Raw genomic sequence first — 19,617 nt, 5'->3', positions numbered from 1 at the left:
TTTCAGGCCAGGCCGGACTGACCTGAAACTCGCCACAGTCTATCCGGTTCGCCGCGCCGTTGATTGCGGAAACTCCAGCACTCCAGCCTCGGGTCGCCTGTGCTGCGCCTCCGTCACCGCTTCGATCAACAGATCGAGCGCTTCACAGGCCGTGCGACTCGTCTCGTCGTTGCCTTGCAGATAATGATAGGCGCGTTCGAGGTGGATGCGGGCGGCTGAAAAATCGCTGGTCAATGGTCCCTCCATGATCCCGCCCTAGAAGACCTTGCCGGAGACGAGGGAACGCCGGGTAAATATCCACAAGCGGCTTTTATTCAAATGCCGCAGAAACAGGGCGCGGCAGATGCGCTGTCAGGAGTGACGCCACCCAACTCTTTGCGGTGCCTTGCCGCGCGACTAGACTGTCGGCTCCCTTGTCCGAGGTGAGACCGATGATCGTCCAGGCCTGCATCAACGGCGCGCGTCCGCGCGATTTCCATCCCGCGCTACCGCTGACTGCCGAGGCGATGGCCGGCGATGCCGCCGCCTGCGTCGCCGCGGGTGCCTCCGAACTGCACATCCACCCGCGCGGCCTTGACGGGCGCGAAAGCCTCGCGGCCGTCGATGCCACCGTGCTGGCGGTGCGTCAGGCCTGTCCGGGCACGCTTATAGGCGTGTCGACGGGCGCCTGGATCGAGAACGATGTCGAGCGGACCCGTGCGGCGATCTCCGGCTGGCGGGAACTGCCCGACTATGCATCGGTCAATCTGTCGGAGGTGGATGCGCCTCGCGTGATGGAGCTGTTGCGCCAGCGTGGCGTCGGCATCGAGGCCGGGCTTGCCACCGTCGCCGACGCTGAGCGCTTCGTGGCGCTTCCCGACCACGACCGGGTGCTGCGCATCTTGATCGAGATCGACATCCCGGATCTGTCCGTGGCACTCGACGAGGCACACGGCATCGCCACGGTGCTCGATCGCGCAGGGGTGCGGCGGTCGATCCTGCTGCATGGCGTCGACACAACTGTCTGGCCCCTCGTCGAGCTTGCGTATCGCAAGCGCTGGTCGACACGGGTCGGCCTGGAAGACGGCAAGACGCTCGCCGATGGAACTGTGGCGAAGGATAACGCGGCGATCATCGCTGCCGCCGTGGCGATCTTTCGCGGCTAGTTTTCCAGAATGATCTGGATCGCCTTATCCACCACCGGATGCAAGCCGCTGGCCTGGAAGGACAGGCGGTTGCCGGAGCCGACATTGCTGGTCATGGCGATGGTCAGCTCTGAGATCGGGTCATGCAGCATGACGGCGACGTAGCCGGGGATACTGCCCTGGTGGCCGTAAAAGGCGCGGTTGGCGTAGTCGCTCTGGAACATGCCGGCGCCGGTCTCGCGCATGCGGGTGCCCGGAAAACTCGCTGGCACGCGGTGTTCGAACATCTCGGCGAAGAACGGCGGCGACAGCACTCTGCCGGAAAAGAGACCGCGCATGAAGCTCACCATGTCGGACGGCGTCGACACCATGTCGCCGCAGCCATAAGCGGCGCCGAACGGGAAGGAATCGGAAGAATCCTGCAAGTCGTCGGAGTAGGGCAGCACGCCGTCCATGCGCCACATCTCGCCGCCCGATGCGATATCGGCGGGCGCATTCGCCGCCGGCGGCGGCCGGTGGTAATAGCCGCGTACCATCGATTTCTCCGGAAAGGCCTCGGTTGCCGGCGACCAGGTATTCTCCAGGCCGAGCGGCTGCAGCACCGCGCTTCTGACATAGCCGCCCAGCGACTGGCCAGAGACAGCCTCGATCACCATGCCGGCCAGCACATAGCCGGTGTTGTTGTAGACGGCGGGCCCGCCTGGCGCCTTCTGCTTGTCGGAAACGAAGGCTATGTCGACCAGCTGTTGCGGCGTCCATTGCCGGCTCGGATCCATCGGAATGTAATATTCGAACTCCGGCAGGCCGCTGCGGTGGTTGATCAGCTGGCGCACCGAAATGTCTTTTGCTCCCGGGAGGTCTGGAAACCAGGAGGCGATCGGCGCGCCGAGGTCGAGCTTGCCGTCCTGAGCGAGCTTGACCAATGCGGCGGCGACGAAGGTCTTGGTGCAACTGCCGATCTTGAACAGGCGGTCGGGCGAGACGGCAACGCCATGCTCCCGGTCGGCGAGGCCGGCGGTCAGGGCGGTTGGTGCGGCGCCAGTGGAGTATGCGAGTGATGCGCCTACCGCGCCATCGGTGAGATAGGTCTTGAGGAGGGCGTTCAGGTCTTCACGCATGGATTCTGCTTTCGCCGCTAAATTGCTGGTTTCATAGATGTCGGTGCGTCCTCGGGCCGAGCCCGAGGGCAGGGTCGCCAAGCTTCACTCCGCCATATCGACAGCGGCAAAGTTCTGCCGGCCGAAGGGGTCGAGCACGTAGTTGAGCACGCTCTTGCGGATCGGGATCGCCACCACCGAATGGGCGATCGGCGCCACCGGCACCTCGACCTTCACGATCGCTTGCGCCCTGGCATAGATGTCGGCGCGCTGTTTCGGATCGGCGGCGACGCGGCCGTCCTGCAGCAGCTTCTCGAAGGCCGGATCGCACCAGCGCGAGCGGTTGGAGCCGCCCTTCACGCCGTCGCAGGACAGCAGGTAGCTCAGCATGTTGTCGGGGTCGCCATTGTCGCTGCTGCCGCCGAGCAGGTAGGCGTCCTGTTCGCCCGCCGCGGTGCGCTTGAGATATTCGCCCCATTCAAAGCTGACGATCTCGGCCTTGACGCCGACTTTCGCCCAGTCGGCCTGGATCATCTCGGCCATGCGCTTGGCATTGGGATTGTACGGCCGCGATACCGGCATCGCCCACAGGCTGATTTTCAGGTCGCTCTCGTGGCCGGCTTCCTTCAGCAGGGCCTTCGCGCCATCCGGGTCATAGTCGATGCCGGCATCGGTGACGGCGCCGATCTGCGCCGGCGGCACGACGCTGCCGGCGACCGTGCCGGCGCCGACATAGACGGCGTCGACGATCGCCTTGCGGTCGACGGCCTTGGCCAGCGCCATGCGCACGCGCACATCGCCGAGCGGCTGATGTTCGACATTGAAGCCGAGAATGCCGATGTTCTGGCCCTTGAGGTCGAGCACGGTGATGTCGGGATCGGTGCGCAAATCGGCGACGGCGCTTGGCGGGGGCGGGGCGGCGACCTGGCACTCATTGGCCTTGAGACGCTCGACGCGCGTGGTCGGTTCGGGGGTGACGGCGAAGACCAGAGTGTCGATCTTCGGCGGGCCGCGCCAATAATCCTTGTTGGCGGCGTAGCGGATCTGGCTGTCGGGGACATAGGCCTGCAGCACGAACGGGCCGGTGCCGACGGGCTCGCTATCGATCAGTTCCGGCGTGCCGGCGGCGACCATCTTTTCAGTCTGCTCCAACGACAGGATAGAGAGATAGTCGAGCGCAATGCCGGGCAGGAAGGTGACATTGGCAGCCGTCAGCGTGAAGCGCACGGTGTGGTCGTCGACCTTGTCGATCTTGTCGATCAGCGTGCCCATGCCCAGCGCGTTGAAGTACTCGTAAGCGCCGCCGCCGAGCTTGTGGTAGGGATTGCTGGCGTCGCGCTGGCGGTTGAAGGTGTACAGCACGTCGTCGGCATTAAACTCGCGCGACGGTGTAAAGTGGTCGTTCGACTGGAATTTCACGCCGTGGCGTAGGTGGAATGTGTAGATCTTGCCGTCGACTGAGGCCTCCCAGCTTTCGGCCAGCGCCGGCCCGACCTCGGTCGTGCCAGGCTTGAACTCGACCAGCCGGTTGAAGATCGTCTTGGCGGCGGCATCCATGGTGGAGTCCGCCGTGCCGATCGCCGGGTTGAAGGTCTCGGGATTGGCTTCCGAGCAATAGACCAGTGTTTTGGCGTAAGCCTGTCCGCCAAGAAGGACGGACGAGGCCAGCACGGACGAGGTAAGGACTGCGCGCAGAACGGATTTCATCGCAAACGCTCCTGATGACACTTTACGGGTTGAGGTGAAGTTCATGGCGTCGCCGCCGGGGTGATGAAACGGTCGGGCGCAAGCGCGGCGAAGGTGATACCGCGTGCCGTGAGATCGTCCGGCAGCGGCTGGCCGCGCAGCAGCACTGAGCCCAGCCGCGCCAGCGTCAGCGACACCTGGAAACCGTAGCCGCCCTGGCCGCCAAGCCAGAAGAAGCCGGGCAGGCGCGTGTCGAAACCGATGACCGGCGTGCGGTCGGGCGAAAAGGTGCGCAGGCCCGCCCAGGGCGTCGACGGACGGCCGATGCGCAGCGACGTCGCCTGTTCGATGCGGTCGACGGCGATGGCGACGTCGATGTCTTCCGGATAGGCGTCGCAGGGTTCGGAATCGGTCTCGTCGGCCAGCGAGCCGATCAGCCTGCCGGCATCGGGCTTGAAGTAGAATCGTTCATGCAAATCGACCACCAGCGGCCAGGCGCTGATGTCGGTGCCGGCGGGCGGATCGAACAGGAAGGCGGTGCGGCGCTTCGGCCGGAACCCAAGGCCAGCAAGGCCCGCCAGTCCGGCGACGACATCGACCCAGGCGCCAGCGGCGTCGACGACGATGTCGGCTTCGTATGTGCCGGCATTGGTCACGACGCGGAAGCCGTTCCCGACGCGGGAAATCTCCAGCACTTCCTCGCCGGTGCGGATCACGCCGCCGCCGGCCTTGAGCGCGGAGGCTGAAGCCGCAAGCATCTTTCCCGTGTCGACATCGAGCGCGCCGGGTTCATTCACGCCGCCGCAAGTGGTTGCCGTGGCGACGACCGGCACCAGCGCGGTGACTTCCGTGGCCGACAGGCGGCGCACGCTCGGCACCAGCGCCTGCATCTCGGCCGCCATGCGGTCGACGGCTGCGCTGTCTTCGACACCGCCGACGTGCAGCGCGCCGCGCCGGTAGGCGGCGAAGCCGCCATCGATGATCGCCTGCCGGCTGGCCAGCGACAGCGCCCGCACCAGCGCATTGCCATAGGTTTCGGAAAACAGCGCCGCGGAGCGGCCACTGGCGTGGTAGCCGAGATGCGGCTCGCGCTCGAGCACGGTGATCTCGGCCCAGGACTGCACGGCCGCCGCCAGCGAAAGGCCGGCAATGCCGCCGCCGATGACGACGATTTTTTGGAGAGACTTGGACTGCATGTCCTAGGGGTAGAAATAATTTCGTATCCAGTCAATATTTAGCGTATAAGAAAATTGTTGGTGTTGTTGATGGCGGCAGAGAGTTGGACTACCTAGGGTGGACTGGCGGCTCGATGGGCCGCGCAACGGAGCTGACGATGTCGGAGCAACCGAACCTCGGTGATTGTCTGCGCGGCTTGAGGAAAACGCATGGCTGGACCTTGCAGGAGGTCAGCACGCTGACCGGCGTCGCGGTGTCGACGCTGTCCAAAGTCGAGAACGACCAGATGTCGCTGAGCTACGACAAGCTGCTGCAGATCTGCGAGGGGCTGAACATCCATGTCACCGAGCTGCTCAGCGGCGACCGCAAGCAGCCGGCCGCGCGCACCCGGCGTTCGGTGACCTCGCAGTCCAACACGCTGCGCCAGCTGACCCGCAACTACGATTACCGCTATCTGGCCACCGATCTGGTGCGCAAGCGCATGGTGCCGATCCACGCCTATGCACGCGCCCGCACGCCGCAGGAATTCGGCCCGCTGACCAGGCATGCCGGCGAGGAATTTTTGATCGTGCTCAAGGGCGAGATCGAACTGCACACCGACCAGTACGCGCCGGTGCGGCTGAAACAGGGCGACAGCGTCTACATCGATTCCACCATGGGTCATGCCTACCTCTCGGTCGGCGAGGGCGACGCCGAGATGCTGTGCGTCTGCTCCGGCGACGAGCCTGACATGGAAGGCACATTGCTGAGTGTGCTGGAGACGGTGGAGGGGTAGGGGCTAACATTCTCGATGGCTGCGCCGCCCCTCATCTGGCTGCCGCCATCTTCTCCCCGCAAGGGCAGGGCTATCGCATATGGAATTCCTGAGATGTCTGCCCGGCACGGACCCCCACCCCTAACCCCTCCCCACAAGGGGGAGGGAGACTTCCGTTGGCGCTGACCCAGGAGAATCGCCTGTCTTTCGGCGCCAAGAAGAATTAAAGGCACGCGGCAGCGTTCCCTCCCCCTTGTGGGGAGGGTTAGGGTGGGGGTTCTTCTTCGCAAGAATCCATATGCGATAGCCCTGCTGTAAACGGGAGAAGGACGATCCTATTGACGGGCGGCGCTGGCTTCGACAATTGAGCCCCCACTACATCGCAACCACACGCCCCATTCCCCGCCGAACCGCCTCGCGATAGGCGAGATCGGCCGCCACCATGTCCTCCATAGCAACGCCCATGGCCTTGTAGACGGTGACCTGATCGGCGCTAACCCGTCCCGGCCGCCGCCCGAGCAGCATGTCGCCGAGCTCGGTTCCGGTTTGCGGATCGAGGCCAGCGAGTTCGCAGGAGCCGACCGGCGTCGGGGCAAAGGCCTCCCTGGTCTCGACGAACAGGCTGGCCCTGCCGATAAGCTCGACCGGCAGTTCGCCGCCGGGCGGGGCGACGCCGACCGATGAGATGTGAGTGCCGGGCCGCACCCAGTCGGCCGAGATCACCGGCGCATAGGAATGCGTTGCCAGGCAGACGACGTCGGACGAGCGCACCGCGGCCTCGATGTCGGCGACGGCGACGACGCCGGGATGCTGCGCGGCAAGCGCCTCGGCATCCGAAAATTCCTTCGAGACGACGCGGATCTCGGTGAAGTCGCGCACCAGCGGCAGAAGATTGAGATGCTGGCCGGCCTGCACACCGGCGCCGACCACCGTCGCGACCTTGGCCTCGCGGCGGGCGAGTTCACGCACCGAGAGCACGGCCGAGCCCGAGGTGCGCACGGCGGTGATGTAGGTGCCGTCCATGACGCAGACCGGCATGCCCGTCTGCGGGTCGAACAGATGGATGGTGGCGAGGTGGCTGGGGATGCCTTTGGCGACGTTGCCCTCGAAGACGTTGACGATCTTCACCGTCAGATGCATGCCCGCCATCCATGCCGACATCGCCAGCGAATAGCCGGCTTGCGGAATGTCGAGCTGCGGCCGTGCCGGATTGACCACCTTGCCGCCGGACAAGGCCTTGAAGCCGCCGGCGAGCATGTCGAGAAGCTGGCGCAGGTCGATGCAGGTTTTCACCTCGGCCTCGCTCAGGATGAGTACGGGCATGTCACCCTTGGCCTGGGCGCTGCGGGAGGTCGATATCGCTGATGTCATGGGATCCGCTTTCGTTGTCGGTTGCACGACAACGGTATTGCGATCCGGGAGCGTGATGAAATATACTGCTTTTTCTATTTTGGCGTGATTATCACGTTTGTTCTGCTCAAAAAGTGTGAATCCTGAAATGGACGATCTCGACCGCATCGACCGCTCGCTGCTGCGTTTGTTGCAGGAGGACGGTCGCCGCACGACGCTCGATCTGGCGCGGCGGGTCGGCCTGTCGCCCACGGGTGCGGCGCAGCGGGTCAAGCGGCTGTTCGCCGAAGGGTTCATCCGCGCGGTGCGCGCCGTGCTCGATCCGGCCAGGATCGGACAGGCGCAACTCGTCTTCATCGAGGTGCGGCTCGACCACACGGCGCCCCATGTCTTCGACCGCTTCGCCGAGGCGGTGTTGCGGGCGCCCGAGATCATCGAGTGCCACATGGTCGTCGGCGGCTTCGACTATCTGGTCAAGGCGCGCATCGCCGACATGGCGATGTTCCAGGATTTCCTGCAGCGGGTCATCCTGCCGCTGCCCGGGGTGCGGGAGACACACACCTACGCTTCGATCGCCAATGTGAAGCCCGACGCCTTGCTGCCGATCTAGAGCGGCGGCCTTTCTCCCGCATCCAGCAACCATTGCCGCACGGCTTGCGTAGGCTCTGGGTGGCGCTGTTTTCTCGGCATCACGACATAAAAATCCTGCGTGCCGCGCATTTCGCCGCTGACGGGCTGAACCAGGCGGCCCGTGGCGAGATCAGCGGCTACGAGGAAGCGGCTGGCCAGCGCTATGCCCTGGCCGGCGATGGCTGCATCGATGGCGAGGCTGGTCTGGTTGAAGCGCATGCGTTTCAGTTCGGTCGTCATCTTCAGGCCGACCGCCTTTTCCATGAATTCCGGCCACAGATTGTGCGCATCGTGCAGCAGGACGTGGTGCTGGATTTCGGTGGCCGCGATCTGGACCGTGCCGGCCGGCAGCAAGGCAGGGCTGCAGACGGCGATGATCTGCTGGGGAAACAACAGGTCGACGATCAGCCCAGCGCCGAAGGGCGGGCGGCCTTGCCTGACCGCGATGTCGACGCCATCGGCCTGGAAGCTCGACAGGCTCTCGCTGGCCAGAACGCGCAGGTCGACAAGCGGGTTGTGCGCGACGAAGTCGTGCAGCCTCGGGATCAGCCATTTGGTGGCGAAGCTCGGCGTCACGCTGATCGTCAGCCGTGCCGGTTCGGGGCGCAACAGCAGCGTCGCCTCCGAGATCAGGTCGAAGGCGCGGCGGATATTGGGGACATAGGCGCGGCCCTCATCGGTCAGCGCCAGGCCGCGCGGCAGCCGCTCGAACAGCTTTGTGCCGAGATCGGCTTCCAGCCCGCGAATGTGCTGGGCGACCGCCCCTTGCGTGACATTGAGCTCTTCGGCGGCGATGCGGAAGTTGAGATGGCGCGCCGAGGCTTCGAAGGCGCGCAGCGCATTCAATGGCGGCAGGCTGAGGAAGGTTTCGGGCATGCAGGAGTTTTTCTACAGGTTGATTTCAAGCATTCTGGTTCGAACCGGTTTGGAAAACCAGCTATATCGACGCTCAGCTCCCGAAAACACCGCTTGCGGTGCCCGCCAACCCTGAGAGGAAAATCCGATGAGTGTAGAAAAAGTAGCTGTGGTGGTGGCCGGCGGCAGCGGCATGGGTGCGGCGGCGGCCAAGCGGCTGGCGGCGGACGGCTTCAAGGTCGCCATTCTTTCGTCGTCCGGAAAGGGCGAGGCGCTGGCCCGGGAATTGGGCGGGCTCGGCGTCACCGGCTCCAACCAATCCAATGAAGATTTACAGCGCCTCGTCGACCTGACGCTGGAGCGCTTTGGCCGCATAGACGTGCTGGTCAACAGCGGCGGCCACGGGCCGCGCGCGCCGATCCTCGAAATCACCGACGAGCAATGGCACACCGGCATGGATGTCTATCTGCTGAACGTCATCCGTCCGGTGCGCATCGTGGCGCCGCAGATGGTCAAGCAGAAGGGCGGCGCCATCATCAACATCTCGACCGCCTGGGTGGTCGAGCCGAGCCCGATGTTCCCGACGTCCGCCGTGTTCCGCGCCGGGCTTGCCGCCTACACCAAGATCTTCGCCAACACCTATGCCGCTGACAATGTACGCATGAACAATGTGCTGCCCGGCTGGATCGACAGCCTGCCGGCCACCGAGGAGCGCCGCGACAGCGTGCCGATGCAGCGCTACGGCACCTCGGAAGAGATCGCCGCGACCATCGCCTTCCTGGCTTCGGAAGGCGCCGGCTATATCACCGGCCAGAACATCCGGGTCGACGGCGGCATTATCCGCGCTATTTGAGGGCGTCGATCGGGAGGGGGACTCCGGCATCTCACCCCAAGGAGCAAAGAATGCGGCTTTTGATACTCGGCACCGGCTGGATGGCGCAGGAACATGCGCGGCGCTTCATCGCCATCGACGGCGTCGACATTGTCGGCGCGGTCGATGTCGATCCGGCCCGGGTCGGCGAGTTCGCCGACAGCTTTGACATTCCCAACCGCTTTACCGCGCTGGATGAGGCGCTGGCATGGGGCGAGTTCGACGCGGTGGCCAATGTCACGCCCGACCGCATCCATCACCCGACCACCATGACGCTGATCGCCGCCGGCAAGCCGGTGTTGTGCGAGAAGCCGCTGGCCGAAAACTTCGGCAAGGCGACCGAGATGGCCGACGCCGCCGAGGCCGCCGGCATCGTCAACATGGTGAACCTGACCTATCGCAACGTCGCCGCGCTGCAGAAGGCTCGCCAGATGGTGCAGGCGGGCGAGATCGGCATGGTCAGGCATGTCGAGGCGTCCTATCTGCAAAGTTGGCTGGTGTCGAAATTCTGGGGCGACTGGCGCACCGATCCGAAATGGCTGTGGCGCCTGTCGCGCGGCCACGGCTCGAATGGCGTGCTTGGCGATGTCGGCATCCACATCCTCGATTTCGCCAGCTATGGCGCCGCGGTCGACATCGACCATGTCTTCTGCCGGCTGCGCGCCTTCGACAAGGCGCCCGGCAACCGCATCGGCGACTACGGGCTCGACGCCAATGACAGCTTCGCCATGACGCTGGACTTTTCCAACGGCGCCTTCGGCGTGGTGCATGCCAGCCGCTGGGCAACAGGCCATCTCAACGAGCTGCGTCTGCGCATCTATGGCGAGAAGGGGGGCATCGAAGTGGTGCACAATCTCGATGGTTCGACGCTCAAGGCCTGCATCGGCGAAAACGTCGAGAACGCTATATGGGAAGAGCTCGACGCCGGCACGGTGCCGACCAACTACCAGCGTTTCACTGACGCAGTGCGATCCGGCGTGCAAGCCGAACCGTCCTTCCGCCATGCCGCCGAATTGCAGCAGGTGCTGGATCTGGCAGTGGTATCGGACGAGAAGCGCGCGGAGCTGCGGGCGAGTGCGGAAACGCGGTGAGCTGGGGCGAAGCGGCGGAGAGCGCGGGCGCCAGCGGTCGAGATAGCACTGCCGCCAACTTCGGATTGGAGGCTGCGCCAGTCAGGGGCCGGTCACGAGCGAAAAAACCAGTTTCTGCAAATTGCCGCCATCGCCGAATTCGACGCGGTCGAAATCTCGGCTTGCCTGCACACGCGCCTTCGAAATCGCGTCGAGCCGCTTGACCACCTCGGCCCTTGTCTTGCTGCATTTGGGATCGTCGGCGACGGTCAGGCCGTCCGTAGCGGCTTGGATATCGTGGACCATCTGGACCATGCTGGCGCCATGCACCTTCTCATGGGCGGCGACGCCGGCGATGAAGGTTTCCCAGTTCTTCTGGACGGCGGGCGGCAGGGAGCCGGAGGGTTTTGGCAAGGTGTAGGTGACGATCAGCTTCGGCCGCCCGGCCGTCAGCACGCAGTCCTTGCCCCTGGGCCGGTAGTCCCTTAACCCCCAGGTCAGCTTGAAATTGGTGTAGGCGATGGCACGGGCAATGCCGAGCTTTGGCCCTTTCTCGCCGATCGAGCGGTAGAGTTCGGCGCCGGACCGGCCCGAGATCGCGTAGGGCTCGATCTTCTCGACCGGCTTCCACTCGGCATGAGCGGTGAGCGGCGAGGCCAGCAGGGCGGCAAAGGACAGACACAGGCGAACGCAGGCTTTCAATCCAACTCTCCGCGAAACAGGACTGGTTGCCGCAACGGGCATGCCATCGGATCGCTTTTCCTATATGCTGCCGACGGGCGCTGCAAATGCCCTGGAGGCAGTCAATTGGGGGGAGTCATGAGAGCTGGACATCTCGTCGTCGTCGGTGCGGTTGCGGTCCTGCAGGCCGCGCAGCCGGCGTTTGCCGCGTCGTGCGGTGGCTGGAGCGCCAAGATGGAGGAAGACGAGGGCGGCAGCGTGCTGACCGCCTCGGTCTGCGGCGGGCCGAAAGGCGATGCGCATCTGATGCTGACCTGTTTCGACACGCCGGTGCTGAGCTACGATCTCGGTGCCACCGGCCAGCAACTGGAGCCTGGCATCAGCGGTTCGTTCGCGTTCAAGGCCGACGGCAAGACGGTAACGAAGACGCTGCAGCTGGAGGCCATGTACAACTACTTCGTGGTCAATCTGGCGAAAGCCGATCCGCTGCTCGACCTGCTGCGAGGGAAGGGCGATGTGTCGGTCAGTTCAGCCAAATATGGCGAGATCAGCTTTCCGCTGAAGGGCTCCAGTGCGGCCATCGGCAAGGTGCTGGCGCAGTGCGGCAAGGCCGGGCCAGCGGAGGGGGATTGAGGGGCTCTACAGTTCGATGCCGGCGCACCAATGAGGCGGTTCTCGTTGGCTCACCGGGCTTGCTGCCGAACCACCCCACCCAGTCGCACCGTCGCGGCCATCAACTCCTCGTCCGAAAACCCCGAAAAACCCAGCACCAGACCTTGCCGGGGCGCCCCGCCGATGAACATTGAGGACAAGGCCCTGGCGCCGACACCCGCCGCCTTCGCCGCCTCGACGATCGCGGTGTCCGGCCCGGCGTCCTTCAGCGTCGCCATCAAATGCAGCCCCTGTTCGGGCACGGTTACTTCGAGGGCATCGCCGCAATGCGCCTCGAGGCCGGCGACCAGGACGTCGCGCGCGGCCTGGACGCGGCGGCGCACGCGCCGGAGATGCGCGGCGAAATGGCCTTCGTTCAACAGGTCGGTCAGCGCGCCTTCGGCCAGCGTCGAGGGGAAGCGGTCGGAGCGCGCCCTGACCGCCATCACGGCATCGAGCAGCGCTTCGGGCACCACGACATAGCCGATGCGCAGGCCGGGGAAGAGGATTTTCGAGAAGGTGCCGAGATAGGCGACACGGTCTGAACCGTCCATGCCCTGCAGCGAGGTCAGCGGTGGGCCGGCATAGCGGAACTCGCTGTCGTAGTCGTCCTCGATGATCCAGGCATCGTTGCGCCGCGCCCAGTCGAGCAAAGCGAGACGGCGGCGCATCGTCATCGTCACGCCGAGCGGATATTGATGCGAGGGCGTGACATAGGCCGCGCGCGCCTTGGAGCACAGGCTTTCGCCGATCTCGGGATCGAGCCCTTCCGCGTCGACCGGTACCCCAAAAACCCTGGCGCCGCTGCCGGCCAGCACGGCCTGCGCCATCGGGTAACAGGGGTTTTCGATCCAGACGGCATCGCCGGGGCTGAGCGCGGCGCGCACCAGAAGATCCAGCCCCTGCTGCGTGCCCGAAGTCAGCACGATCTGGCCGGCGTCGCAGCGCACGCCGCGTGCGGTCCTGAGATAGGTGGCAATTGCCGTGCGCAGCGGCAGGCCGCCACGGGGATCGCCATAGCGGAAATGCTCCGGCCCGGGGCGAGCGAGGTGGCGCGACAGAAGGATGCGAAACAAATCAAGCGTGCGCGGATCGGACACCGCCACGCCAAGGCCGCAGGGCAGCGAGGTGGCTGCGTCGATCTCCGGCGGACGCGCCTTGACCAGTGTTGTCGGCAGATGCGGCACGTCAGGCGCGACGAAGGTTCCGGCACCGATCCTGGCGACGGCGAAGCCTTCCGAGACCAGGATTTCAAAACAGGCAACCGCCGCCGAACGCGACAGGCCGAAGCGCTGTGCGAGATCCCGGGTGGTCGGCAATTTGGCCCCGGCGGCCAGCGCGCCGGTCTCGATCAGCCGCCTGAGCGCCGCATAAAGCTCGCGGCTGCGCGGGCCGTCGCCCGGCAGGACCGGGATCAGCGCCGACCAATCCGGCAAATTGGTCTGTTTTTTCTTCATCGGATTGGTTCTTTTATCAACCAATGTCATGGCGCATGGTTGGCAGACAACAACCAAGGATGCAAGCCGTGAACGACACGCCAGCCAGCTTTCCGACCACCAGCCGCAACCGCGTCAAGCGCCTGCACGAGCGCGGCAGCTACGACCATGCGGCAGTCTTCGCGGTGCTGGATGCCGGGCTTCTGTGCCATGTCGCCTATACGTTCGACGGCCAGCCCTATTGCACGCCGACCATCCACTGGCGCGAGGACGACATGCTCTACTGGCACGGCTCGTCGGCCAGCCGCATGCTGCGCTATCTGCGCGGCGGCACGCCGGCGTGTCTGACGGTGTCGCATCTCGACGGGCTGGTGCTGGCGCGCTCGGGCTTCAACCATTCCGCCAATTACCGCTCGGCGATGTGTTTCGGCACGGCGCGGATCATCGACGAACCTGATGAGAAACTGAAGGCGCTGGCCGGAGTCGTCGACCGCTTCTATCCCGGCCGGAGCGAGACCTTGCGGCCGATCTCGGTGCAGGAGGCCAAGGCGACGATGGTGATCGGAATGCGCATCGAGGAGGCGTCGGCCAAAGTGCGCGCCAAGGGCGTCGGCGACGACGAGGAGGATTACGGGCATCCGGTGTGGGCCGGCGTCATCCCGGTGCGGATGGTGGTCGGCGCCACCGAGCCGTGTCCGAGGCTGCTGCCCGGTGTGGAGCGGCCGCAGAATCTGGCTAGATATGCCGAGGGTGCGAGACTTGATGACGCGCTGACGCAGGCGCAGCTGGCGTATGAGGGCGAAGTTTAGCCAGCGCCTAGTGGGAGCGTATTCAAATCTTGCCGCTGCCGCCGCCTCGCGATATCTCGACACCATGATCACCTTCCGCCGTGCGCAGGCCTCCGACCTGCCTGATATCGTCGCGATGCTGGCCGACGATCCGCTTGGCGCCGGCCGCGAGGACGCTTCCTTGCCGCTGGCGCAAGGCTATGTCGATGCTTTCAACGCCATCGACGCCGATCCCAGTCAACTGCTGGCGGTGGCTGTCGAGGGCGGCGAGGTGATTGGCACCTTGCAGATTTCTTTCCTTGCCGGGCTCTCGCGCAAGGGCGCGTGGCGCGGGCAGATCGAGGCGGTTCGGGTTGCCGGCCACCGGCGCTCGGGGGGCGTCGGCAGGCTGATGATCGAATGGGCGATCGATGCGTGCCGGGTGCGCGGCTGCGGCCTCGTCCAGTTGACCACCGACAGGTCGCGCGCTGACGCGCACCGCTTCTATGAGAGCCTCGGCTTCACCGGCAGCCATCTCGGCTATAAGAGAACCTTGTAGTTTCCCGCCCCGTCCCGCCCGGACAGCGGCTGGCGCATAGCGGACGGCTTTCAGCCCTATTCAAAGCGCCGGCAAAGACTGATATAGGTCAGCCAAGTTGACCTATATTGCAGCGTCTGGGGAGGCGTGTCGTGACCCTTATGAATCTGTTGGCCTCGCGCTCATCGCGCATGAAAGCGTCCGAAATCCGCGAGCTCCTGAAGCTGCTCGACCAGCCAGACATAATCTCGTTCGCCGGCGGTATTCCCGATCCCGCGCTGTTCCCGGCCGAGGCGATCCGCGACGCCTATGCTTCGGTGCTCGGCGGCGCCGAGGCGGGTGCGGCGCTGCAGTACCAGGTCTCGGAAGGCTATCTGCCGTTGCGGCGCTGGCTCGCCGGGCAGATGGGCAAGCTCGGCGTCGCCTGTGACGAGGCCAACATCTTCATAACCTCCGGCTCGCAGCAGGCGCTGGATTATCTCGGCAAACTGTTCCTGTCGCCGGGCGATACCGCGCTGGTGACGTGGCCGACCTATCTGGGCGCGCTGCAGGCTTTCAACGCCTATGAGCCTCGCTACGATCGGCTGACCCCGGCCGGCGGCAACATGACGCCCGATGCCTATCGCGCGGCGGCGGCTGCAAATGGCGGCAAGGCCAAGTTCGCCTATCTGGTGCCGGATTTCGCCAACCCGACCGGCAACACGCTGAACCGTGAGCAGCGCGAGGCGGTGCTCGACCTTGCCGGCGAACTCGACATCGCCGTCATCGAGGATGCCGCCTATCGCGCGCTGCGCTATGACGGCGAAGGCGAGCCGCCGATCCTGGCGCTCGACTGCATCAGGTCCGGCGGTATCGACAAGGCGCGCACGCTCTATTGCGGCTCGTTCTCGAAGATCCTGTCGCCGGGCATGCGGGTCGGTTGGGTGTGCGCGCCGCGCCAAATCGTCGAGAAGCTGGTGCTGATGAAGCAGGCCTCCGACCTGCATAGCCCGTCGATCAACCAGGTGGTGATGCATCGCGTCGCCGAAGCCGTGTTCGACGGCCAGGTGGAAAAACTTATCGGCGCCTATCGTGAGCGCCGCGACGGGCTGCTCTCGGCACTGGAAGCCCACATGCCGGAAGGCGTGACCTGGAGCCATCCGGAAGGCGGCATGTTCGTCTGGGTGACGCTGCCGGAAGGGGCCGACGCCACCGAGCTTCTGGCGCGGGCGGTCAAGGAGGCGCGCGTCGCCTTCGTGCCGGGCAGCGCGTTTTATGCCGACGGCACCGGGCGCAACACGCTGCGGCTGTCCTTCACGCTCGCCGACCGGCGCGCGGTGAGCGAAGGCATTCCCAGGCTAGCCGCCATCCTGAAGGGATAGGCCGGCGCCGGAAGCCGGCTTTGCCTCCGCCGTTACAGTCACCAGCCGCTCAAGCTTTGAAAGCCTGGTGCGAGCGAGCTTGCGGACCGGCTTTTCGAAACCTTCTTCGCCGTTTTCGACGACGAAGACCAACGTCATGAAATCGAGCATGAACTCATCTATGGCTGCCGCGACCTCGCGCGACCTGCCCTTGAACCGGCGCAGCAGAGCGGTTGCTTCCTCGATATCGTCGACACCGGCGCTGTCGACAAGCGCTTCGAGCCTCTGAAAACAATCCAATCGCAATTCCTCCCACCGCGCCACCAAACCCGGTTGCGAGCGGAAAGTTCCAAACTGAGAGTGGTCTCGCGAAAGAAATCGCCTCCACCGCTCGAATTCCGCGGTTTCGACCGGGCGTTGGCATTTTTCTGTTCGGGTGGAACCTCCGCGGCCAACAAAGGTTCTTACCAGGTCTGATCCCCCTCAGACCTCTGAAGGCTAGAGATGCTTTCCAAAGGCCCGCTGGATCCCCTCCCAGCGGGCCTTTTGTTTGCTGGACGGAAGGAGTATCCGCATTGACGACGCCCTGTCCGAACCTAAATTCGAACCCACACGAGGAGGCGTTTTCATGGAAACCCAGGAATTGCATCGCGGCCGGCTCATCGACCACATCCAACTGGTGGTCAGGGACCTTGCGGCCAGCCGGCGTTTCTACGAGGCGGTCCTGCAGGCGCTCGATGCCCCGATTGGCGGCAGCGGCGCCGACTTTTTCTGGGCCGACGAGCTGTTTGTCTCCACTGCCGACAGCCGGGCCGCACAGGGAAAACTCACCGGCCGCCATCACCTGGCTTTCCAGGCAAAGGACCACGCCATGGTCGACGCCTTCTACAAGGCCGGGCTGGCGGCTGGCGGCACGGACAATGGCGCACCGGGCGAACGGCCCTATCACCCCGGCTATTACGCCGCCTTCCTGCTCGATCCCGACGGCAACAACATCGAGGCCGTCCATCACGGCCCGCATAGTCGCAGCGCCGCTTCGGTGAAGATCACCTTCTAAGCTGCCGATATTCAGCCGGCCGGGATCGCGGCCGCATGGGGCGATGCTGGAGAGAGAGGCTGCTTTGCGTTGCCAGATTGGTGGCCACGATGCTAACCGTGCAAATGGCGAGCGGGAATCGGTATCGAAGCAACGCGCGCTGCAAAATCCTCAATAAAACTCCCCTTACCCCCGTGGAGATATATTTTTTATGCAAAACCCAACAAGGGCGATCTGTGCCGCCACGCTTTTATTTGCGATCGGGGCCGTTGGCCTCACAAGTATATCACCTTTTGCTTATGTTTCATCGGCGCAGGCGCAGGAGGAATATCTTCCGACCGAGAAGGATTTTGTCGGCAAATGGAAACTGAACGGTGGGGCCATCCGGCCGCCGCGCGATATGAAGGATGCGCCGACACCGGAACAGGAAGCGGCCGCCAATGAATTCCAGCAGACGGTGACCGCGTTTTACGGGGCGTTCGACTATCTGGAGATCACGGCGGACGGCCGCTACAATTTTCATCAGCCGGGTGATCCGACGTCGGGGCCTTGCGTCTGGTGCGGAGCCTGGTCCTTCAGCAAGAGTTCGGCGTGGCTCAAGCTGGAGACCGCGCCCCGGCTGGATATCTACGCCAAGGACGGCGACATGCAGATGACCTACACTGTCGAACCCGACGAAAAATCGAAATATGCATGGCTGGTTTTCGGTTGGACGAAGGCCGAGTAGGCGGCGGCGCACGGCTCGCCAAACGGGCCTAAGCGGCTTTTCATCCATCTCGTATCCTCGTATACAAGATGGACCAGCCCCCCGAGGAGTCCGCATGAGCCCATTGCCTGAAACCGTGCCGTTTTTCAGCCAGTGGGAGACGCCCGACCTGACGCTGGACGTGCTCGCCGACGGCGCGGATGTTGCGCTCAGGCGCGATCCGCTGTGGAGGCGATCCGGGGCGGAAACCCTTGATGAGTATGCGGTCTGGGCGGCCAACATCTGCGGCATGGCGTGCCTGAAGATGATCCTGGCAAGCCGCGGCGAGATCGTGCCGACGATCGAGCTTGCCAGGCGCTGCACCTTATATGGCGGCTATGTCGTCAACGGGGGATCGATCAAGGGGCTGGTCTACGCGCCCTTCGTCAGCTTCGTGAAAGAGGTTTTTGGACTCCGGGCCGAGGTGGTGACCAATGTCGCGACGGCGGAGATTCCGGCGATCATGCAGCGGACGCGCTTCTTCATCGCGTCGGTCAGCAGTTCGATCCGCTGGCCCGAGCGCGAGCCGCCCTCGAAGGGCGGTCATCTGGTGCTGGTCACGGCGGCATCCAACCAGGGTTTCCGCTTCCACAACCCGTCCGGCCATGACCCCGCCACACAGGCAGACGCAGTGTTGGCGCCAGCCGATTTCGATCGCTTCTTCGCCAATCGCGGCATTGCCGTCGCCATTTGATTTTTTGACAGTCGAGGGATTTCGATGACCGGTAAGGCAAGAGTGGCCATCCTCTATGGCGGGCGTTCGGCCGAGCATGACGTGTCGCGCCTGTCGGCCGCCAATGTGCTGAAGGCGATCGACCGGACGCGCTACGACATCGTGCCGATCGCTATTTCGCGAAGCGGCAGATGGCTGCTGCAACAACTTGATGACGCGGCAGGGGCGCCGGCATCCGAAGACGGCCCGGAGGTTGCATTGTTGCCCGGCGGCAAGGGCCGGCTGGCTGCCGTGTCGCCGGACGGTACGCGGCCTGACCTGCCCCCCATCGACGTCGTGTTCCCGGTGCTGCACGGGCCGTTCGGCGAGGACGGCTCGGTGCAGGGCTATGCCGAGGTCGCCGATGTCGCCTATGTCGGCTGCGGCATCCTCGCCTCGGCCGCCGCCATGGACAAGGATGTCGCCAAGCGGCTGATGCGCGAGGCGGGATTGGCGGTTGCCCGCTCCGTCACCGTGCATCGAAACGGCAAGCATTCCTTCCAGGAGATTGCCGGGATGCTCGGCCTGCCGTTCTTCGCCAAGCCGGCGCGCCAGGGCTCGTCCTTCGGGGTCAGCAAGGTGAATGACAGGGACGGCTTCGAGCAGGCCATCGACACGGCTTTCCGCTACGACGGCAAAGTGTTGATCGAGGAATTCGTCGAGGGTCGCGAGATCGAGTTCTCGGTGCTGGAGCGCGCCGACGGGTCGCTGACGGTGTCGCTGCCCGGCGAGATCATTCCGGCCGGCAAGCATGGCTTCTACACCTATGAGGCCAAATATCTCGATGCCGACGGCGCGCTGGTCAAGGTGCCCGCCGATATCCCGGCCGATGTGGCCGAGAAGGCCAGGGATATGGCGCGGCGGGCATTCCAGGCGCTTGGCTGCGAAGCCATGGCGCGCGTCGATTTCTTTCTGCGCGCCGATGGCAGCCTGCTCGTCAACGAGGTCAACACCATTCCCGGATTCACCGACATCTCGATGTACGCCAAGGCGCTGGCGGCATCAGGCATCGGCTACAGCCAAACCATCGACGTGCTGATCGAGCACGCGCTGGCCAGGCATGCGGCGCGCTGATCCGAACGAGCGAGCCTGACTTCC

General features: G+C 64.6%; 22 protein-coding genes. 13 read left to right on the top strand and 9 right to left on the bottom strand.

Annotation, left to right across the window (positions count from 1 at the left end):
- Positions 1-39: 39 nt before the first annotated feature.
- The gene (locus tag NKI21_RS30325) at positions 40-234 is read right to left on the bottom strand and encodes a hypothetical protein (protein WP_023813860.1); all 195 of its coding nucleotides are present in this window, start codon (positions 232-234) and stop codon (positions 40-42) included.
- Positions 235-431: 197 nt separating this feature from the next.
- Between NKI21_RS30325 and NKI21_RS30320 the strand changes: the two genes are divergently transcribed.
- Positions 432-1,145 carry a 3-keto-5-aminohexanoate cleavage protein gene (locus NKI21_RS30320; RefSeq protein WP_352441261.1) on the top strand — a complete coding sequence of 238 codons (714 nt, stop codon included), beginning with the start codon at positions 432-434 and terminating at the stop codon, positions 1,143-1,145.
- Here the strand turns inward: NKI21_RS30320 and NKI21_RS30315 are convergent.
- The 3 genes from NKI21_RS30315 to NKI21_RS30305 form a co-directional block, all read right to left on the bottom strand.
- Positions 1,142-2,242, bottom strand: a complete 1,101-nt coding sequence (locus NKI21_RS30315) for a serine hydrolase domain-containing protein (RefSeq protein WP_352868856.1) — start codon at positions 2,240-2,242, stop codon at positions 1,142-1,144. The two genes, NKI21_RS30320 and NKI21_RS30315, sit on opposite strands and share 4 nt — an antisense overlap.
- Positions 2,243-2,326: 84 nt before the next feature.
- On the bottom strand, positions 2,327-3,928 hold the full coding sequence (locus NKI21_RS30310) for an ABC transporter substrate-binding protein (protein ID WP_352868853.1): 1,602 nt from the start codon (positions 3,926-3,928) through the stop codon (positions 2,327-2,329).
- Positions 3,929-3,969: 41 nt separating this feature from the next.
- Entirely contained in the window at positions 3,970-5,103 is a 1,134-nt protein-coding gene (locus tag NKI21_RS30305) for an NAD(P)/FAD-dependent oxidoreductase (protein WP_352868850.1), read from the bottom strand.
- Between the two features lie 137 nt (positions 5,104-5,240).
- On the opposite strand from NKI21_RS30305, the gene NKI21_RS30300 reads away from it, so the two are divergent.
- The gene (locus tag NKI21_RS30300) at positions 5,241-5,858 is read left to right on the top strand and encodes a helix-turn-helix domain-containing protein (RefSeq protein WP_128306018.1); all 618 of its coding nucleotides are present in this window, start codon (positions 5,241-5,243) and stop codon (positions 5,856-5,858) included.
- A 354-nt stretch (positions 5,859-6,212) separates the two neighbouring features.
- On the opposite strand, the gene NKI21_RS30295 is transcribed toward NKI21_RS30300, so the two are convergent.
- Positions 6,213-7,208, bottom strand: coding sequence for an ornithine cyclodeaminase family protein (locus NKI21_RS30295; RefSeq protein WP_352868847.1), 996 nt, complete (start codon positions 7,206-7,208; stop codon positions 6,213-6,215).
- Between the two features lie 127 nt (positions 7,209-7,335).
- Here NKI21_RS30295 and NKI21_RS30290 point away from each other — a divergent pair, with 127 nt between their 5' ends.
- Positions 7,336-7,797, top strand: a complete 462-nt coding sequence (locus NKI21_RS30290) for an Lrp/AsnC ligand binding domain-containing protein (protein WP_136625508.1) — start codon at positions 7,336-7,338, stop codon at positions 7,795-7,797.
- Here NKI21_RS30290 and gcvA read toward each other — a convergent pair.
- Positions 7,794-8,693 (bottom strand): transcriptional regulator GcvA, encoded by a 900-nt coding sequence (gcvA, locus tag NKI21_RS30285; protein ID WP_352868844.1) that lies wholly within the window; start codon positions 8,691-8,693, stop codon positions 7,794-7,796. The two genes, NKI21_RS30290 and gcvA, sit on opposite strands and share 4 nt — an antisense overlap.
- A gap of 127 nt (positions 8,694-8,820) precedes the next feature.
- Here gcvA and NKI21_RS30280 point away from each other — a divergent pair, with 127 nt between their 5' ends.
- Both NKI21_RS30280 and NKI21_RS30275 read left to right on the top strand, forming a co-directional pair.
- Positions 8,821-9,525: an SDR family oxidoreductase gene (locus tag NKI21_RS30280; RefSeq protein WP_352554533.1), complete on the top strand. Its 705-nt coding sequence runs from the start codon at positions 8,821-8,823 to the stop codon at positions 9,523-9,525.
- A 50-nt stretch (positions 9,526-9,575) separates the two neighbouring features.
- Positions 9,576-10,634 carry a Gfo/Idh/MocA family protein gene (locus NKI21_RS30275; RefSeq protein WP_023813850.1) on the top strand — a complete coding sequence of 353 codons (1,059 nt, stop codon included), beginning with the start codon at positions 9,576-9,578 and terminating at the stop codon, positions 10,632-10,634.
- 81 nt (positions 10,635-10,715) lie between these two features.
- Here the strand turns inward: NKI21_RS30275 and NKI21_RS30270 are convergent, their stop codons facing one another.
- Positions 10,716-11,357, bottom strand: a complete 642-nt coding sequence (locus tag NKI21_RS30270) for a DUF922 domain-containing Zn-dependent protease (protein ID WP_502895812.1) — start codon at positions 11,355-11,357, stop codon at positions 10,716-10,718.
- 75 nt (positions 11,358-11,432) lie between these two features.
- Here NKI21_RS30270 and NKI21_RS30265 point away from each other — a divergent pair, with 75 nt between their 5' ends.
- On the top strand, positions 11,433-11,927 hold the full coding sequence (locus NKI21_RS30265) for a hypothetical protein (RefSeq protein WP_031213769.1): 495 nt from the start codon (positions 11,433-11,435) through the stop codon (positions 11,925-11,927).
- A 50-nt stretch (positions 11,928-11,977) separates the two neighbouring features.
- On the opposite strand, the gene pdxR is transcribed toward NKI21_RS30265, so the two are convergent.
- Positions 11,978-13,402 (bottom strand): MocR-like pyridoxine biosynthesis transcription factor PdxR, encoded by a 1,425-nt coding sequence (gene pdxR / locus NKI21_RS30260; RefSeq protein WP_023813847.1) that lies wholly within the window; start codon positions 13,400-13,402, stop codon positions 11,978-11,980.
- Between the two features lie 35 nt (positions 13,403-13,437).
- Between pdxR and NKI21_RS30255 the strand changes: the two genes are divergently transcribed.
- The 3 genes from NKI21_RS30255 (at position 13,438) to NKI21_RS30245 (ending at position 16,047) form a co-directional block, all read left to right on the top strand.
- Complete coding sequence (locus NKI21_RS30255) at positions 13,438-14,190, top strand: pyridoxamine 5'-phosphate oxidase family protein (protein ID WP_031213766.1); 753 nt, start codon at positions 13,438-13,440, stop codon at positions 14,188-14,190.
- Between the two features lie 64 nt (positions 14,191-14,254).
- Entirely contained in the window at positions 14,255-14,707 is a 453-nt protein-coding gene (locus NKI21_RS30250) for a GNAT family N-acetyltransferase (protein ID WP_023813845.1), read from the top strand.
- A 140-nt stretch (positions 14,708-14,847) separates the two neighbouring features.
- Complete coding sequence (locus NKI21_RS30245) at positions 14,848-16,047, top strand: aminotransferase-like domain-containing protein (RefSeq protein WP_031213765.1); 1,200 nt, start codon at positions 14,848-14,850, stop codon at positions 16,045-16,047.
- On the opposite strand, the gene NKI21_RS30240 is transcribed toward NKI21_RS30245, so the two are convergent.
- Positions 16,024-16,326 (bottom strand): hypothetical protein, encoded by a 303-nt coding sequence (locus NKI21_RS30240; RefSeq protein WP_352441257.1) that lies wholly within the window; start codon positions 16,324-16,326, stop codon positions 16,024-16,026. The genes NKI21_RS30245 and NKI21_RS30240 overlap by 24 nt on opposite strands.
- 328 nt (positions 16,327-16,654) lie before the next feature.
- On the opposite strand from NKI21_RS30240, the gene NKI21_RS30235 reads away from it, so the two are divergent.
- The 4 genes from NKI21_RS30235 (at position 16,655) to NKI21_RS30220 (ending at position 19,593) form a co-directional block, all read left to right on the top strand.
- On the top strand, positions 16,655-17,083 hold the full coding sequence (locus NKI21_RS30235) for a VOC family protein (protein WP_352441256.1): 429 nt from the start codon (positions 16,655-16,657) through the stop codon (positions 17,081-17,083).
- Between the two features lie 190 nt (positions 17,084-17,273).
- The gene (locus tag NKI21_RS30230; protein ID WP_352441255.1) at positions 17,274-17,789 is read left to right on the top strand and encodes a hypothetical protein; all 516 of its coding nucleotides are present in this window, start codon (positions 17,274-17,276) and stop codon (positions 17,787-17,789) included.
- A 94-nt stretch (positions 17,790-17,883) separates the two neighbouring features.
- Entirely contained in the window at positions 17,884-18,501 is a 618-nt protein-coding gene (locus NKI21_RS30225; protein ID WP_352441254.1) for a cysteine peptidase family C39 domain-containing protein, read from the top strand.
- 24 nt (positions 18,502-18,525) lie between these two features.
- Positions 18,526-19,593, top strand: coding sequence for a D-alanine--D-alanine ligase family protein (locus NKI21_RS30220; RefSeq protein WP_352441253.1), 1,068 nt, complete (start codon positions 18,526-18,528; stop codon positions 19,591-19,593).
- Positions 19,594-19,617: the final 24 nt, after the last annotated feature.

Origin of the sequence: Mesorhizobium sp. M0715 (assembly GCF_040320355.1) — a bacterium.
Classification (GTDB): Bacteria; Pseudomonadota; Alphaproteobacteria; order Rhizobiales; family Rhizobiaceae; genus Mesorhizobium.
The sequence above is the reverse complement of the archived record's forward strand: the minus strand, read 5'-3'. Positions and strand labels throughout refer to the sequence as shown.

Excerpts from the sequence above, each read along its gene's own strand:
- NKI21_RS30320 (WP_352441261.1), top strand. The coding sequence starts at position 432 with ATGATCGTCCAGGCCTGCATCAACGGCGCGCGTCCGCGCGATTTCCAT.
- NKI21_RS30315 (WP_352868856.1), bottom strand. The coding sequence starts at position 2,242 with ATGCGTGAAGACCTGAACGCCCTCCTCAAGACCTATCTCACCGATGGC.
- NKI21_RS30310 (WP_352868853.1), bottom strand. The coding sequence starts at position 3,928 with ATGAAATCCGTTCTGCGCGCAGTCCTTACCTCGTCCGTGCTGGCCTCG.
- NKI21_RS30305 (WP_352868850.1), bottom strand. The coding sequence starts at position 5,103 with ATGCAGTCCAAGTCTCTCCAAAAAATCGTCGTCATCGGCGGCGGCATT.
- NKI21_RS30300 (WP_128306018.1), top strand. The coding sequence starts at position 5,241 with ATGTCGGAGCAACCGAACCTCGGTGATTGTCTGCGCGGCTTGAGGAAA.
- NKI21_RS30295 (WP_352868847.1), bottom strand. The coding sequence starts at position 7,208 with ATGACATCAGCGATATCGACCTCCCGCAGCGCCCAGGCCAAGGGTGAC.
- NKI21_RS30290 (WP_136625508.1), top strand. The coding sequence starts at position 7,336 with ATGGACGATCTCGACCGCATCGACCGCTCGCTGCTGCGTTTGTTGCAG.
- gcvA (WP_352868844.1), bottom strand. The coding sequence starts at position 8,693 with ATGCCCGAAACCTTCCTCAGCCTGCCGCCATTGAATGCGCTGCGCGCC.
- NKI21_RS30280 (WP_352554533.1), top strand. The coding sequence starts at position 8,821 with ATGAGTGTAGAAAAAGTAGCTGTGGTGGTGGCCGGCGGCAGCGGCATG.
- NKI21_RS30275 (WP_023813850.1), top strand. The coding sequence starts at position 9,576 with ATGCGGCTTTTGATACTCGGCACCGGCTGGATGGCGCAGGAACATGCG.
- NKI21_RS30270 (WP_502895812.1), bottom strand. The coding sequence starts at position 11,357 with ATGCCCGTTGCGGCAACCAGTCCTGTTTCGCGGAGAGTTGGATTGAAA.
- NKI21_RS30265 (WP_031213769.1), top strand. The coding sequence starts at position 11,433 with ATGAGAGCTGGACATCTCGTCGTCGTCGGTGCGGTTGCGGTCCTGCAG.
- pdxR (WP_023813847.1), bottom strand. The coding sequence starts at position 13,402 with ATGAAGAAAAAACAGACCAATTTGCCGGATTGGTCGGCGCTGATCCCG.
- NKI21_RS30255 (WP_031213766.1), top strand. The coding sequence starts at position 13,438 with ATGGTTGGCAGACAACAACCAAGGATGCAAGCCGTGAACGACACGCCA.
- NKI21_RS30250 (WP_023813845.1), top strand. The coding sequence starts at position 14,255 with ATGATCACCTTCCGCCGTGCGCAGGCCTCCGACCTGCCTGATATCGTC.
- NKI21_RS30245 (WP_031213765.1), top strand. The coding sequence starts at position 14,848 with ATGAATCTGTTGGCCTCGCGCTCATCGCGCATGAAAGCGTCCGAAATC.
- NKI21_RS30235 (WP_352441256.1), top strand. The coding sequence starts at position 16,655 with ATGGAAACCCAGGAATTGCATCGCGGCCGGCTCATCGACCACATCCAA.
- NKI21_RS30230 (WP_352441255.1), top strand. The coding sequence starts at position 17,274 with ATGCAAAACCCAACAAGGGCGATCTGTGCCGCCACGCTTTTATTTGCG.
- NKI21_RS30225 (WP_352441254.1), top strand. The coding sequence starts at position 17,884 with ATGAGCCCATTGCCTGAAACCGTGCCGTTTTTCAGCCAGTGGGAGACG.
- NKI21_RS30220 (WP_352441253.1), top strand. The coding sequence starts at position 18,526 with ATGACCGGTAAGGCAAGAGTGGCCATCCTCTATGGCGGGCGTTCGGCC.